Source organism: Burkholderia sp. AU33803, from assembly GCF_002223095.1.
Taxonomy (GTDB): Bacteria; Pseudomonadota; Gammaproteobacteria; order Burkholderiales; family Burkholderiaceae; genus Burkholderia.
The window spans coordinates 563,243-577,427 of sequence record NZ_NKFJ01000008.1 but is presented as its reverse complement, the minus strand read 5'-3'; the positions used below and the strand labels follow the sequence as shown (position 1 = coordinate 577,427).

Annotated in this window: 12 protein-coding genes and 1 pseudogene; 9 read left to right on the top strand and 4 right to left on the bottom strand. The window is 67.2% G+C overall.

Annotated features, from left to right (window positions below; genetic code table 11):
- The first annotated feature begins 178 nt into the window (after positions 1 to 178).
- Positions 179 to 691 (top strand): hypothetical protein, encoded by a 513-nt coding sequence (locus CFB41_RS34100; protein WP_089459768.1) that lies wholly within the window; start codon positions 179 to 181, stop codon positions 689 to 691.
- An 8-nt stretch (positions 692 to 699) separates the two neighbouring features.
- Here CFB41_RS34100 and CFB41_RS34095 read toward each other — a convergent pair whose 3' ends face one another.
- From CFB41_RS34095 to CFB41_RS34080, 4 genes are all read right to left on the bottom strand, one after another.
- Positions 700 to 1,851, bottom strand: a complete 1,152-nt coding sequence (locus tag CFB41_RS34095) for an acyltransferase (RefSeq protein WP_089459655.1) — start codon at positions 1,849 to 1,851, stop codon at positions 700 to 702.
- A gap of 133 nt (positions 1,852 to 1,984) precedes the next feature.
- Positions 1,985 to 2,629, bottom strand: coding sequence for a glutathione S-transferase family protein (locus CFB41_RS34090; RefSeq protein ID WP_089459654.1), 645 nt, complete (start codon positions 2,627 to 2,629; stop codon positions 1,985 to 1,987).
- Positions 2,630 to 2,749: 120 nt separating this feature from the next.
- Entirely contained in the window at positions 2,750 to 3,922 is a 1,173-nt protein-coding gene (locus CFB41_RS34085; RefSeq protein WP_039364476.1) for a porin, read from the bottom strand.
- A 152-nt stretch (positions 3,923 to 4,074) separates the two neighbouring features.
- Positions 4,075 to 4,908 (bottom strand): helix-turn-helix transcriptional regulator, encoded by an 834-nt coding sequence (locus tag CFB41_RS34080; protein WP_089459653.1) that lies wholly within the window; start codon positions 4,906 to 4,908, stop codon positions 4,075 to 4,077.
- A gap of 242 nt (positions 4,909 to 5,150) precedes the next feature.
- Here CFB41_RS34080 and CFB41_RS34075 point away from each other — a divergent pair, with 242 nt between their 5' ends.
- The 8 genes and pseudogenes from CFB41_RS34075 to CFB41_RS34040 all read left to right on the top strand — a co-directional run bounded on the left by CFB41_RS34075 (position 5,151) and on the right by CFB41_RS34040 (position 14,181).
- On the top strand, positions 5,151 to 6,272 hold the full coding sequence (locus CFB41_RS34075) for a polyamine ABC transporter substrate-binding protein (RefSeq protein ID WP_089459652.1): 1,122 nt from the start codon (positions 5,151 to 5,153) through the stop codon (positions 6,270 to 6,272).
- A gap of 62 nt (positions 6,273 to 6,334) precedes the next feature.
- Positions 6,335 to 7,421, top strand: a pseudogene (locus CFB41_RS34070) (ABC transporter ATP-binding protein); the annotation flags it as partial.
- A gap of 10 nt (positions 7,422 to 7,431) precedes the next feature.
- Positions 7,432 to 8,400 carry an ABC transporter permease subunit gene (locus tag CFB41_RS34065; RefSeq protein ID WP_089459651.1) on the top strand — a complete coding sequence of 323 codons (969 nt, stop codon included), beginning with the start codon at positions 7,432 to 7,434 and terminating at the stop codon, positions 8,398 to 8,400.
- Entirely contained in the window at positions 8,397 to 9,338 is a 942-nt protein-coding gene (locus tag CFB41_RS34060; protein ID WP_089459650.1) for an ABC transporter permease subunit, read from the top strand. The genes CFB41_RS34065 and CFB41_RS34060 overlap by 4 nt, the downstream gene beginning before the upstream one ends.
- 31 nt (positions 9,339 to 9,369) lie before the next feature.
- On the top strand, positions 9,370 to 10,950 hold the full coding sequence (locus CFB41_RS34055) for a DUF3138 family protein (RefSeq protein ID WP_089459649.1): 1,581 nt from the start codon (positions 9,370 to 9,372) through the stop codon (positions 10,948 to 10,950).
- Between the two features lie 26 nt (positions 10,951 to 10,976).
- Positions 10,977 to 12,269 (top strand): FAD-binding oxidoreductase, encoded by a 1,293-nt coding sequence (locus CFB41_RS34050; protein ID WP_089459648.1) that lies wholly within the window; start codon positions 10,977 to 10,979, stop codon positions 12,267 to 12,269.
- Positions 12,270 to 12,339: 70 nt separating this feature from the next.
- Positions 12,340 to 12,720: a cupin domain-containing protein gene (locus CFB41_RS34045; RefSeq protein WP_089459647.1), complete on the top strand. Its 381-nt coding sequence runs from the start codon at positions 12,340 to 12,342 to the stop codon at positions 12,718 to 12,720.
- A 45-nt stretch (positions 12,721 to 12,765) separates the two neighbouring features.
- Positions 12,766 to 14,181, top strand: coding sequence for an amidase family protein (locus CFB41_RS34040; protein ID WP_089459646.1), 1,416 nt, complete (start codon positions 12,766 to 12,768; stop codon positions 14,179 to 14,181).
- Positions 14,182 to 14,185: the final 4 nt, after the last annotated feature.

The window sequence follows — 14,185 nt, the reverse complement described above, 5'->3', positions numbered from 1 at the left end:
CGCACCAGACCCCTGGAATAAGCCCGCGCGCTGCATCGTTTAGCCGTCGGGAGACCCTGCACGATGCGGCGGCGCGTGAGCACCGCATGATGAATCGTGCGCGAGCAATTCGATCTGCCGGGCGCCGTCAGCCGCGCCCGCGGTCGAGTGGTCGGGGACAATGTGGCAGGAGCCGATCATGGGCAACTGGTTTCGATCCGGGATAGGGTTCGTCTGTCTCGGCTGTTCCGCGGCGGTCTTTGCGCAAACCTCCGACGATCTGGCGGACGAGACGACGAACTGCCGGGCGGTCGTCGCGCAAGCGAACATCGACGGCACCGAGCAGCAAATCGTCGGGCGTGCGTGCCTGCAGGACGACGGCACATGGCAGTTCGTGCAGAGCGCCGATGGTAGTGTTTTATGGTATCCGGCAGCGGACTATCCGTATGCCGACCTGGGGTACTGGGGGCCGCCGCTTTTCATCGGCGCGGGTGTGGGCTTCGTGTTCGTCGATCGCTTCCACCGCTTCCATCATTTCCACCACTTCGATCATGTCGTCCACTTCAACGGGGTGGACCATCGCCGCGTCGGCGCGCCGATCGGTGCCGGTTTTCACCACGGTGCGTTTCCGGCCGGTGCCGTCGGCCACGGATTCGGCGGTATGCATCCGTTCGGCGGCGTGAGCGGATTCGGTGGAATGCGGCGACGCTGAAGCAGCAGTTACAGAATCGATGCGAGCCTGGGCACGCGAAGCAGGAGACCGGCGATCAGGTAGCACGCGACGCACGCGAGGCCGCCAGTCACGGCAAACTTCAGGAACGGTGTTGCCCTCACGGTTTGCCATGCGAGGGCAACGCCGACCAGCACCGGCGGATGAATGATGTAGATCGTATAGGCGCGTCGCGCCAGCGGCTGCCACACGCCCGCCAGTCGAGTGAAGCGTCGCTGAAAGCGGCTGGCGAGAAACAATATCGTTCCCCATGCGACTAGCGGCTCCCAGAACGCGTACACCACGTCGACGGGGCGGCCGCGCAACGCGGGAACGTGCTTCGCGAGCAGGTAGACGATCGGCAGGACGGGGAGCGTCAGCAGCGCGATGCGCCACCACGTGCCCACTTGCCGTGGCGGAAGACGCTCGAGGCAGCGTGCGCGCGCTGCCCGGCAACCCGCTGCGTACAACACGACGTAGCTGGCGAAATACCCGAACTGCAGCCCCCATACGTTGACACCTACCGGCCATCGGGATCGCAATGCCAGCGCCGCGAGACCCGTCAGCAATGCCGCCGCGGCCAGGGCTCTGTCGGAAGGGAACGGATGCTGCACGGGTCGGCGCGCGGTGCGCGCGAACGCGGCGCTCCAGAGTGCCGCAGCCGCACTGAGAATCAGCAATGCCTTGGCGAACCACATCGGGCCGGTGTCGAACGTGCCATGGCGCCACAGGCTGCCGAGCGTATCGTCAAACGGGTGACCGGCAGCGGTCTGCGCCAGCGCGATCGTTGCGGGGCCGATCAGAAACCCGTACACCAGCAGCGGCAGGCCCAGCCTGAGAAACCGGTCGGCCAGGAAGCGGGGCGCGCCTTTGCGATCGAGGGAGTGCGGCGTGTAATAGCCCGACAGAAAAAAGAACAGGCCCATGAAGAACGCCTGGTTGATCGCGCAGAAGAGCGTCAGCAGCGCAGATTCCACCGACGGCCCCGCGGCCACCTCGTGGTAGTACCACCCGCCGAGCGCACCGTACGTGATCGCGCAATGGTGAAACACGACCAGCAACGTCAGGCAGGCGCGCAACGCGTCAAGGCCGGCGTTGCGGTGCACGGCAACCGCCTGGTCCGTCCGGAACGCGACATCGACCGCAACGTCCTGAGCGCTCATTGCATTGCCTGTAGGGTGGGGCAGCCATGACCTGCGTCGTGCACATTGGGCGGCCGTACAGGTCGGTACCATACGCCGTTGTCATTACAACCGTCCTACAAGCCGTTCCGTTGCCGGCGCGACAGCCGATTGCCTAATCGAGCCGCCCGCGCAGCTCGTCGAACGGAATCATCACGTGCGTGCGATACGCGGGCCGCGCTTTCAGCCGCTCGTACCACGCTTGCACGTTCGGAATGTCCGGCCGTGCGATGTCGAGTTCGAAGTAGCGGTACAGATGCGTGCCGGCCGCGATGTCGGCGAGCGTGAGCGCGTTGCCCGCGAGAAACGGCTGCCCGGCCAGCGCTGCATCGAGCGCCTGGAAGTGCTGCGCGCACTGCGCGATGCTTTGCTCGACGCGTGCCGTGTCGCGCTGCTCGGGCGGCGTGCGGAAGTGGCCCCGGAACACGCCGTTCAGGAACGTCGGCTGCAACGTGGTTTGCGACCAGTCCATCCAGCGGTCGGCGCGCGACTGTTCGGCGGGGTTGTCGTGCCAGAAGCCGGGGCGTCCGTAACGCGCGGCGAGGTAGCGCAGGATGCTGTGCGATTCCCACACGACCGTGCCGCCATCGTCGATCACGGGGATGCGCCCGTGCGGGTTCATCGCCAAAAAATCGGGCGTGTCGAGCACACCGAACTGCCCGCCGGCCGGCACGTGCCGATGCGCAAGCGCGAGCTCGTCGACGAGCCACAGCACCTTCTGGACGTTGAATGCATTGCGGCGCCCCCATACGGTCAGCATGCCGGCCTCCTTGTGTCGTGCGGAACGGGATCGCGACAGTGTAAACGCCACAGGCGCGCACCGAGGTGCGCGCCTGCCGGCTGTCGCCGATGTCGTCGTCGTTGCCGTACGGCGACGCGATCAGAACTTGTGGCGAATCCCGACGATCGCGAGTTCCTGCGTATCGGTGCCGGAGTTCACGCCGTACGAGCCGACCGACGCGGCGGCCTTCACGACCGCGCCGTTCGCGTTGAGCGTGTTGCCGCTCGCCTTCTGGTAGCCGAACAGCGCATACAGGTCGGTGCGTTTCGACAGCGCGTAGTCCGCACCGAGGTTGACCTGGTTGTAGTGCGCGGAACTCGGCCCCGTCAGCGACGTGTAGTTGTAGCCGACGCCCGCGCGCAGCGCCGGCGAGAACTGCCAGTTGAAGAACGCCGAGCCGTTGTTGAACTTTGCGTTCTGACTGAACGCCGACAGCGTGTCCGCGCCGTACTGCGTGTTCGAATACGCGAGGCCGAAAGTGGCAGGCCCGGCCACGTACTGGCCTGCCACGCGCACGATCTGGATCGACTTCGCGCTCGAGAAGCCCTGGTTGATCACGGTGTTGAACAGCGTGTCCGAGCTGCTCGACCACGTGCGCACGCCGTTCGCGACGGTGGAGCCGCCGTTCGCATAGAAGAAGCCGGCGCCGAGCGACAGCGGGCCGTTCGCGTAGCTTGCGCCGAAGCTGTACGTGCGGCCGCTGCCGGTGGCGCCTGCGACGCCGCCGAAGCCGTACAGGCCTTCGAACTGGAAGCCCGAGATCAGCGGGCTCGTGTATTTCACCGAGTTGCTGACGCGCAGGCTGTTGTCGTAGTTGTCGAGGTCGCCCGGCGTCGCGAACACGCCGCCGAAGTAGTTGTCCTGCGTGAGGCCCTGCACGAGATCGACGACCGGATCGTACTGGCGGCCGAGCGTCACGGTGCCGTACGTGCTGCTCGCGAGGCCGACGACGGCCTTGCGGCCGAACTCGCGCCCGCCCTGGCCGAGCGCGCCCGTGCCGATGTTGAAGCCGTTCTCGAGCTGGAACAGCGCGGCCAGGCCGCCGCCGAGATCTTCGGTGCCGCGCAGCCCCCAGCGGCTGCCCGACAGGTTGCCGCTGCTGAACTTGACGAGGCTCGACGCGTTGCTGCCGTTCGCGTTCTGCGCGTTGTGCACGTACGCGATGCCGGCATCGGCGATGCCGTACAGCGTGACGCTGCTTTGCGCGTGCGCGCCGGCGGCATAGAGCGCGGCCGGCAGTGCGAGCAGTGCGAATGAACGGATCTGTTTCATTGTTGGATTCCCCCGTGGGTCGATTGGTCTGACGAGTCGGTGAACGATACGGACGGCGCATCGTCGAGGGAACCAATAAATTGTCGGATCGTTATGAGGCGGCGCGGAGATGGGTGTGCGCGCAACCTGCCGGCGGCCGGCACGCAGCGAGGCTATGCGGCGTGCCGCCGCGATGCGTTTCTCAGCACGAGCGTCATCAGTTGCCGGCGCGAATCGACGCCGAGCTTCGCGAACGCGCGCTTCGCGTAGGTATCGACGGTGGAGGTCTTGAGCCCCATCGATTGCGCGATAGCCGCCGACGTCATGCCCTGGATGAACGACGCGCACACGTGCATCTCGCGCGCGGTCAACCGTTCCTGCCATTCCGGCAGCCATTGCGCGACGAGGTCGAGATCGAGTTCGTCGCGTGGCGCGTCGTCAGCCGGGACTGCGCCGAGCAGGCGCTTGTGCGCAGACGCCAGCGGCAGCACGACCTGCGAAAGCTGCTTCAGCAGGCTCAACTCCTTCAATGAAAACGGCGGCAGCCGCCGCGAGCGCGCGATCGAGATCGAGTAACGCGTGCCGAGCGTGACGCCAGCGATCACGCATTCGTCGTGGATGTCGCCGCTGTCGAAGAACTGATGGCGGATCTCGCTTGCGACGCGCTGTGCGGACACCTGTACGAGCTGCATGTCGCTTTCGCTGTCGATGGCTGCGTAGGTCGCATCGTCGCTCGCATAGCTCCGGTAGTAGTGGCGCATCACCTGCGTGACGAGTTCGGGCTCGCGGCCAAAGCTGCCGATCCAGCCGACGCTGCGCTGGCCCGACGACGCGACCCGTTCGTAGTCGAGGTGCACCGCGTCGAAGTCGGCGTAGCGCACGAGCGTGTCGTAGACGGCCCGCATGAACTGCGGCGTGCCGACGGCCTGTGCGATGTCGCCGAGCGTTTCGGTCACGAACGCGACGTGGCTCAGCGGGAGATCGGGGGCGGGCAGCGCAGCGCTCATGGCGTCGTGTATCGAAGATTTTCAGGTGGCGCTACAGGTATCACGAATATTTTCGACTGCCTACGCGGGAATCTACCCAAACGGCGGGAATCGACGTCGCCGTTTGTCCCGGTTTCCGGGACTGACGCCGCCGGCCGCGATCTCTACATTGGCCCTTGTGCTGAACACCGCTCGACGGCGTTGACGCGAGTCCGGACCCGGACCGGGCGCAACGGCCGATCCCCATCACAAGGAGAATCCCCATGCGTATCCGTATCCGTCGTCAACCGGCGTTGCGCGCCGCGCGCGTCACGTCGGCGGTGCTGGCCGTCGCGGCCAGCCTGTCCGCCCATGCCGGCGATGCCAACCTGAACGTCTACAACTGGTCCGAATACATCGCGAAGGACACGGTGCCGGTGTTCGAGAAGCAGTCGGGCATCAAGGTGCGCTACGACAGCTACGACAGCGACGATACGCTGCAGACCAAGCTGCTCGCGGGCAGCTCGGGCTACGACATCGTCGTGCCGACGTCGAACTATCTCGCGCAGCAGATCCAGGCCGGTGTGTACCAGAAGCTCGACAAGTCGAAGCTGCCGAATCTCGCGAACCTCGACCCGGTGCTGATGAAGATGGTCGCGAAGGCCGACCCGGGCAATCAGTACGGCGTGCCGTGGGCATGGGGCACGACGGGGATCGGCTACAACGTCGAGGCGGTCAGGAAGCGGCTCGGCGACAACGCACCGACCGACAGCTGGGCGCTGCTGTTCGACCCGGCGAATGCGGCGAAGCTGAAGGGCTGCGGCATCTCGCTGCTCGACGCACCGGACGCCGCGTTCGCGGCGGCGCTGCAGTACATGGGCAAGGATCCGGAGAGCAAGAACCCGGCCGACTATCAAGCTGCCTACGACGTGCTGAAGAAGATCCGCCCGTACGTCACGCAGTTCAGCTCGGCCGGCTATGCGGACGACCTGGCGAACAACGATGTGTGCCTCGTGCTCGGCTGGTCGGGCGACGTCGGCATCGCGCGGCGGCGCACGCTGGACGCGAAGCGCGCGTACGAGATCCGCTACGTGAATCCGAAGGAAGGCGGCCTGCTGTGGTTCGACGTGATGGCGATCCCGAAGGATGCGCCGCATCCGGAAGCGGCGCTGAAGTGGATCAACTACATCGAGGATCCGAAGACCAACGCGGCGATCACGAACGAGATCTTCTACCCGAGCGCCAACAAGGCGGCGCGCCCGTTCGTGACGCCGGCGATCGTGCAGGACCCGGGCATCTACCTGTCCGACGCGACGATCGCGAAGGCGTCGCTCGCAATGCCGCGCAGCGCCGACATCGCGCGGATGCAGAACCGTCTGTGGCTGCAGCTGAAGTCGGGCGGTTGAGGGCGACGACGATGATCCATACGCTCCCTGCATCGGTTGCGGCCGCCGCCCGCCACGATGCGGACGCCTTCGTGCGCATCGAAAACGTCGTGAAGAAATTCGGCGACAGCACCGCCGTCGACAACGTGAACCTGACGATCGCGAAGAACGAGCTGTTCGCGCTGCTCGGCAGCTCGGGCTGCGGCAAGTCGACGCTGCTGCGCATGCTCGCCGGGCTCGAGACGGCCACCTCGGGCAAGATCTTCGTCGACGGTGAAGATCTTGCTTCACTGCCGCCGTACCGCCGCCCGGTGAACATGATGTTCCAGTCGTACGCGCTGTTCCCGCACATGACGGTCGAATCGAACGTCGCGTTCGGCCTGAAGCAGGAAGGCACGCCGAAGAACGAGATCAAGGAGCGCGTGGCCGATGCGCTCGCGCTCGTGCAGATGAGCAAGTACGCGCAGCGCAAGCCGCACCAGCTCTCCGGCGGCCAGCAGCAGCGCGTCGCGCTGGCCCGCTCGCTGGTCAAGCGCCCGAAGCTGCTCTTGCTCGACGAGCCGATGTCCGCGCTCGACAAGAAGATCCGCCAGAAAACCCAGCTCGAAACTCGTAAACATCATCGAGAAGGTCGACGTGACCTGCGTGATGGTCACGCACGACCAGGAAGAGGCGATGACGATGGCCAGCCGCCTCGCGGTGATGAGCGAAGGCAAGATCGTGCAGATCGGCGCGCCTGGCGAGGTATACGAGTTTCCGAACAGTCGCTTCTCGGCCGAATTCATCGGCTCGACCAACCTGTTCGAGGGCCGGGTCGTGGAGGACGAACCAGATCACATCTTCGTCGAAAGCGACGACCTCGAAGCGCGGATGGTCGTGAGCCACGGCATCACCGGCCCGCTCGGGATGCCGGTCGGCATCTCGGTGCGCCCCGAACGCATTCACGTGTCGCGCGAGAAACCCGGCTCGAAACACAACTGGGCGCGCGGCGTCGTGACCGACATCGCGTACATGGGCAGCTACTCGCTGTACCACGTGCGCCTGCCGAGCGGCAAGACGGTGGTGTCGAACCTGTCGAGCTCGCACCTGATGAACGACAACGCACCGGCGTGGAACGACGACGTGTTCGTGTCGTGGTCGCCGGCCAGCGGCGTCGTGCTGACGCAGTGAGGACGCCACAATGAGAACCTCTGCATCTACTCCGTCCGCGCCGGTATCGACCGGCGCCGGCCGCTTGCGGCCGGGTCGCTTCGCGATGCTGTCGCGCTTCCTGCCGTCGGGCCGCAGCGTCGCGATCGGCGTGCCGTTCGTGTGGCTGGCCGTGTTCTTCGCGCTGCCGTTCGTGCTGGTGCTGAAGATCAGCTTCGCCGACCCGATGCTCGGCATCCCGCCGTACACCGCGCTCGCGCGGCTGGAGGCCGGCACCGTGCAGGTCGTGCTGTCGCTGAAGCATTACGCGCTGCTGCTGCAGGACGACCTGTACCTGAACACCTACGTTAGCTCGCTGAAGATGGCCGCCGCGTCGACGCTGATGTGCCTGCTGGGCGGCTACCCGATCGCGTACTTCATCGCGCGCTCGGCGCCGGCCCGCCGCAACCTGTTGATGATGGCCGTGATGCTGCCGTTCTGGACGTCGTTCCTGATCCGCGTGTACGCGTGGGTCGGGATCATGAAGGACGACGGGCTGCTGAACCACGTATTGGCGGCACTCGGCGTGATCGCGACACCGCTGCGGCTGTATCACACCGACGCGGGCGTCTACATCGGGATGGTCTATTCGTACTTGCCGTTCATGGTGATGCCGTTATACGCGCACCTCGTGAAGATGGACCTCACGTTGCTCGAAGCCGCGAACGATCTCGGCGCGACGCCGTGGTCCGCGTTCTGGCGCATCACGCTGCCGCTGTCGAGGAACGGCATCGTCGCGGGCAGCCTGCTCGTGTTCATCCCGGCGGTAGGCGAATACGTGATCCCCGAACTGCTCGGCGGCGCGAACACGCTGATGCTCGGCCGCGTGATGTGGGACGAGTTCTTCAACAACATGGACTGGCCGATGGCGTCCGCGGTGACGGTGACGATGGTGCTGCTGCTGCTCGTGCCGATGGCGCTGCTCCACTACAGCCAGACCGAAGCGGAGGCCCGGCCATGACCCGCGCGAATCGCATCCTGTCCGCGTGCGTGCTGGGCGCGGGCTTCCTGTTCCTGTACATCCCGATCGTCAGCCTGGTCGTGTACTCGTTCAACGCGTCGAAGCTGGTCACGGTGTGGTCGGGCTTCTCGCTGAAGTGGTACGGCGCGCTGCTGCACGACGACGAACTGCTCACGGCCGCATGGCTGTCGCTGAAGATCGCGCTGCTGACAGCCACCGCGTCGGTCGCGATCGGCACCTGGGCCGGCTTCGTGCTCGCCCGCATGGGGCGCTTTCGCGGCTTCACGCTGTATGCCGCGATGATCAACGCGCCGCTCGTGATTCCGGAAGTGATCCAGGGCATCTCGCTGCTGCTGCTGTTCGTCGCGATGCAGCAGGCCTTCGGCTGGCCGGCCGGACGCGGCTGGCTGACGATCTGGATCGGCCACGTGATGCTGTGCCTGTCGTTCGTCGCGGTGATCGTGCAGTCGCGGGTGAAGGAGCTCGATCGTTCGATCGAGGAGGCCGCGCTCGATCTCGGCGCGCGGCCGTGGAAGGTGTTCTTCGTGATCACGCTGCCGCTGATCGCGCAGGCGCTGGTGTCCGGCTGGCTGCTGGCGTTCACGGTGTCGATCGACGACGTGATCCTGTCCGCGTTCCTGTCGGGCCCCGGGTCGACCACGCTGCCGCTCGTCGTGTTTTCCCGCGTGCGGATGGGGCTCAACCCGGAGATGAATGCGCTCGCCACGGTGTTCATCACGGCGGTGACGATCGGGGTCGTCGTCGTGAACCGCGCGATGCTGGCCCGCGAGCGGCGGCACGCGCGCGACACGCGGATGTGGCACGCGGCAGCCGCGTCCGAGGCATCCGGCACGCCCGTGTCGCCGTCCGCCGTGCCGCCCGCTCGCGCGCCTGCCGCGCCGTCGCTGCACGACCGCATCCCGCATCCCACGAAGTGACGAACAGAGACGAACGACCAGGAGACATGCCATGAAAAAGAAGATGCTCTGCGCGCTGATCGCAGGAGCGTTGCCGGGGCTGGCCGCGGCGAACCCGAGCGCCGACCAGATCCGGACGCTGCAGCAGCAGATCGCGGTGCTGCAACGGCAGATGAGCGCGCTGCAATCGCAGCTCGGCGCGAAGCCTTCGGCCGGACTGGCTGCGGCAAACGCGTCGAACACGCCCAACGCGGCCACCGCCGCGGCGGCTGACCCGTCCGCGCCCGGCTACGGGCAGGCGCCGGCCGTGCTGACCAACGACGATGTGTCGGACATCCGGCAGCAGGTCGCGAACCAGCAGCTGAAGGTCGATTCGCTGACCGACGCCGCGCGCACGGGCCCGATCGCCGGGCTGTCGGTGACGGGTTACCTCGACCCGACCTACGTGGTCAACCGGGGCGCCGGCACGTCGTCGTTCCAGTTCGCGAACCACGAGAACGCGTACACCTACTACAACAGCACGTTCGGTGACGTATTCCTCGACATCAAGAAGACGTTCGGTGTCGGCCCGACCGCGCCGTCCGCGGAAATCACGCTGATGCCGAACCGCGGCGCGGGCCTGTCGATGATGACGGGCAGCGGTTCGAGCGGCCTGGACATCATCAACACGGCCGTCCTGACCGTGCCGTTGTCGGGCACGACGGCGCTTACCGGCGGGCTCGTGACGGGCTTCGGCGGCTACGAGTACCAGCAGTCGAGCCAGATGCTCACGCTCACGCACAACCTGCTGTACGACTTCTCCGATCCGGGCTCGTCGATCGGCGCGGGCATCAACTACCAGAGCGCAGACGGCCACTGGGCGTGGAAGTTCTTCGTCGGCAACGAGCAGTTCCGCAGCGCGGGGGCGGTCACGCAGACCGGTGTCAACGCGCTTGGCGACCCGATCACGACGAGCAACAAGGTGCCGACCTTCACCGCACGCGTCGATTACCTGCGCGGCAGCGCGCTCGACGTCGGCGGCTCGATCAGCATCGGCCGCCAGACGCTGCCGAGCGCGGTCGACCCGGCGACCGGCAACGTGCGCTACGGCGTGGGCGGCAACGCGCCGAGCGCATATGGCGCGTTCTTCTTCGGCGAGGCCGACGCGACCTACACGCTCGCCGATGCGCAGTACAACGCCGAGTTCGACTACGGCCAGCAGCAGCACGGCGCGTTCAACGGCGGGCTCGCGCAGTGGTTCGGGCTGTCGCTGCTCGCGCACCGCAAGTTCAATGCGCCGGTGGTCGGCCGCATGGGTGCGACGCTGCGCTACGATCTGCTCGTGAACCGGAAGAACGGCGGCGGCGGCTCGTCGATCGGCCTGAACGGCAACGGGATGGATCCGTACAACGGCTTCGGCATCGATGCGGATTGCCTCGCACTGTCGAAGGCGAACGGCGGCGTCGGGTTCGAGTGCAAGGGCACGACGCGGCAGGCCGCCGCATTCGACCTGCTGTTCTACCCGACCCAGCAAGTGACGGTGAAGGTCGAATACCGGCACGACTGGGCGAGCAACAAGGTGTTCCTGCGCCACGACGGGTCGTACGAGAAGTCGAACGACCTGCTCGCCACCCAACTCATCTACGCGTTCTGACGCGACGCCGTTCACGAGTCTTGCACATGCTCAAGTTCGAAAACCAGCAACATGTTCAGTCCTACTATGCGGCGACGGCGAACAACCGTGCGCGGCATCCGTCGCTCGACGGGGCCGAGACGGCCGACGTCTGCGTGATCGGCGGCGGGCTCACGGGCCTGTCCGCGGCACTCGAACTCGCCGAGCGCGGCCATTCGGTCGTGCTCGTCGAGGCATCGAAGATCGGCTGGGGCGCGAGCGGGCGCAATGGCGGTCAGCTGATCGCCGGCTACGCGTGCGATATCGACACGTTCTCGGCCTACCTGCCGGACGACGACGTGCGGCGCGTCTGGGCGATGGGGCTGGAGTCGGTCGAGATCGTCCGGCGGCGGGTCGAGCGGTACGGCATCGATTGCGACCTGACCTTCGGCTACCTGACCGCCGCGAACAAGCCGCGCCATCTCGATGCGCTGCGCGCGTGGCGCGATACCGCGGCGAGCCGCTTCGGCTATCGCGGCTACGAAGTCGTCGAGCGCGCCGACATGCATCGTTTCGTCGCGTCGGATCGTTACGTCGGCGGCCTCCGCTACGAAGGCAGCGGCCACCTGCATCCGCTGAACTACACGCTCGGCCTGGCACGTGCGGCGCGCGAAGCCGGCGTGACGATCCACGAGGACACGCCCGCGCTCGCGCTCGATCGCGCCGCGCCGCATCACCGCGTCAGGTGCGCGCGCGGGCATGTGGATGCCCGTCATGTCGTGCTGGCCTGCAATGCGTACCTGGGGCAGCTGGCGCCGGCGCTCGCGCGCAAGATCATGCCGATCGCGACGTACCTGATCGCGACGGAGCCGCTCGGCGACGCGCGCGCGGCCGAGACGATGCCGGCCGATGCGGCGATCTGCGACACGAATTCGGCACTCGACTATTTCCGGCTGACGCGCGACCGCCGGCTGCTGTGGGGCGGCAAGGCCAGCAGCTCGACGAACACGCCGCGCGACCTCGCGGCCGCGATGCGGCGCGACATGCTGAAGACGTTCCCGCAGCTGGCCGATGTGCGGATCGACTACGCGTGGGGCGGGCTGATCGACGCGACGATGAATCGCGCGCCACATTTCGGCCGGCTCGAGCCGACCGTGTATTTCGCGCAGGGCTTTTCCGGGCACGGCGTCAACGTGACGGGCCTGGCGGGGCGGCTGATCGCGGAAGCGATCGATGCGCAGGCCGCGCGCTTCGACCTGTTCGGCCGGATCCGCCATCGCGACTTTCCGGGTGGGCGGGCGCTGCGCACGCCGATGCTGGCGCTCGCGATGACCTGGCACCGGATGATGGACCTGCTCTGACCGGCGCGGGCGGCTCGTCCGTCCGCACGGCACCCAAACGTCTCGAATCACTCATGCCCTGGAGGCACTCATGACCAACATCACGAATCTCGTCGACCTGATGCGGGCACCGGCGAAGCTCACGCAGAGCCGCGTGCCGAGCGGGCTGCTGCTCGACGGCAATCCGCAGCAGACGCTGTCGCATCACTACATCAGCCCGTGCGGGCAGTTCAGCTGCGGGATCTGGGCATGCACGCCCGGCCGCTGGACGATCGAGTACGACGAGTCCGAGTATTGCGAGATGCTGAGCGGCGTCGCGATCGTCCGCGATGCGGACGGCCGCGAGCGCGTGCTGCGCGCCGGCGATCGCTTCGTGATCCCGCCGGGCTTTCGCGGCACGTGGGAAGTCGTTGAAACGTGCCGCAAGATCTATGCGTCGCACGCACCGCAAGCCGGACAGCCGCTCGCGTGACGCGACCGGTTCAGGACAACCATCGAGATCAAGGAGGAGCAACCCATGACCCAGGAATTGTGGCGTCTCAGCGCGGCCGAGATGGCCGAGCGCGTCGCGCGTCGCGACGTGTCGGCCACCGAACTCACGCGCAGCTGCCTGCAGCGGCTTGAAGCGGTGAACCCCGTCATCAACGCGATCGTCGACGTGATGGCCGACAGCGCGTTGCAGGCCGCGTCCGATGCCGATGCCGCGATCGCGCGCGGCGCACCGGTCGGCGCGCTGCACGGCGTGCCGGTGACGGTGAAGATCAACGTCGACACGGCCGGACATGCGACGACCAATGGCGTGCGCGCGTTTTCGGACGTGATCGCGCACGAGGACAGCCCGGTGACCGCGAACCTGCGCAAGGCCGGCGCGATCGTGATCGGGCGCAGCAATGCGCCGGCGTTTTCGTACCGCTGGTTCACCGACAACGACCTGCACGGCCGCACGTCGAATCCGTGGAATGCGTCGCTGACGCCGGGCGGCTCCAGCGGTGGTGCCGCCGCGGCCGTGGCCGCCGGCGTCGGCGCGATCGCGCACGGCAACGACCTGGGCGGCTCGATCCGCTACCCGGCCTATGCGTGCGGCGTCGCCGGGCTGCGACCCAGCACCGGGCGCGTGCCGGCGTACAACCCGACCCAGTCGAAGGACCGCACGCTCGCGGTGCAGCTCGCGTCCGTGCAGGGGCCGCTCGCGCGCACGGTCGGCGACCTGCGGCTCGCGCTCGACGCGATGGCGGCAGGCGACGCGCGCGACGCATGGTGGATGCCGGTCGCGCCGAATGCGCACGAAGCCGCGTTCCCCGCGCGCGTGGCCGTGTGCCCGGCGCTGCCGGGCGTGCCGTCCGATCCGGTGGTGGTCGACGCGATCCGGCAGGCCGCGCGCTGGCTCGAGGAAGCCGGCTGCGTCGTCGAGGAAGCGGCGCCGCCGCGGTTCGCCGAGGCGTGCGAACTGTGGCTGGACCTGGTGACCAACGAAGCGCGCGGCGGCCTCGGCGACGTGATCATGCAGCACGGCGACGCGGCGATCCGTAGCGCGTTCGCGAGCCAGCGCCGCCTCGCGACGCCGCTGGATCTCGAGGGCTACATGAACGGCCTCGCGCGGCGCACCGCGCTGCTGCGCGACTGGCAGCAGTTCTTCGCGCGCTATCCGCTGCTGCTGATGCCGGTGTCGTGCGCACAGCCATTCGCGATCGACGCCGATCAGCACGGCGACGACGCGATGCGCGCGATCATCGAGCGGCAGGGGCCGTTGCTCGCGACCGCGCTACTCGGGCTGCCGGGGCTGTCGGTGCCGACCGGCATCCGTGATGGCGTGCCGGCCGGCGTGCAGCTCGTCGCGGGACGCTTCCAGGAGGCGCTGTGTCTCGCCGCGGGCGAAGCGATCGAGGCGCGCGCGGGCATCTTCACGCCGATCGATCCGGTTACCGGGTCGTGATCCG

What these genes read in the sequence shown, in the direction of transcription:
- CFB41_RS34100 (WP_089459768.1), top strand. Translation starts at nt 179, where the DNA reads ATGGGCAACTGGTTTCGATCCGGGATAGGGTTCGTCTGTCTCGGCTGT.
- CFB41_RS34095 (WP_089459655.1), bottom strand. Translation starts at nt 1,851, where the DNA reads ATGAGCGCTCAGGACGTTGCGGTCGATGTCGCGTTCCGGACGGACCAG.
- CFB41_RS34090 (WP_089459654.1), bottom strand. Translation starts at nt 2,629, where the DNA reads ATGCTGACCGTATGGGGGCGCCGCAATGCATTCAACGTCCAGAAGGTG.
- CFB41_RS34085 (WP_039364476.1), bottom strand. Translation starts at nt 3,922, where the DNA reads ATGAAACAGATCCGTTCATTCGCACTGCTCGCACTGCCGGCCGCGCTC.
- CFB41_RS34080 (WP_089459653.1), bottom strand. Translation starts at nt 4,908, where the DNA reads ATGAGCGCTGCGCTGCCCGCCCCCGATCTCCCGCTGAGCCACGTCGCG.
- CFB41_RS34075 (WP_089459652.1), top strand. Translation starts at nt 5,151, where the DNA reads ATGCGTATCCGTATCCGTCGTCAACCGGCGTTGCGCGCCGCGCGCGTC.
- CFB41_RS34065 (WP_089459651.1), top strand. Translation starts at nt 7,432, where the DNA reads ATGAGAACCTCTGCATCTACTCCGTCCGCGCCGGTATCGACCGGCGCC.
- CFB41_RS34060 (WP_089459650.1), top strand. Translation starts at nt 8,397, where the DNA reads ATGACCCGCGCGAATCGCATCCTGTCCGCGTGCGTGCTGGGCGCGGGC.
- CFB41_RS34055 (WP_089459649.1), top strand. Translation starts at nt 9,370, where the DNA reads ATGAAAAAGAAGATGCTCTGCGCGCTGATCGCAGGAGCGTTGCCGGGG.
- CFB41_RS34050 (WP_089459648.1), top strand. Translation starts at nt 10,977, where the DNA reads ATGCTCAAGTTCGAAAACCAGCAACATGTTCAGTCCTACTATGCGGCG.
- CFB41_RS34045 (WP_089459647.1), top strand. Translation starts at nt 12,340, where the DNA reads ATGACCAACATCACGAATCTCGTCGACCTGATGCGGGCACCGGCGAAG.
- CFB41_RS34040 (WP_089459646.1), top strand. Translation starts at nt 12,766, where the DNA reads ATGACCCAGGAATTGTGGCGTCTCAGCGCGGCCGAGATGGCCGAGCGC.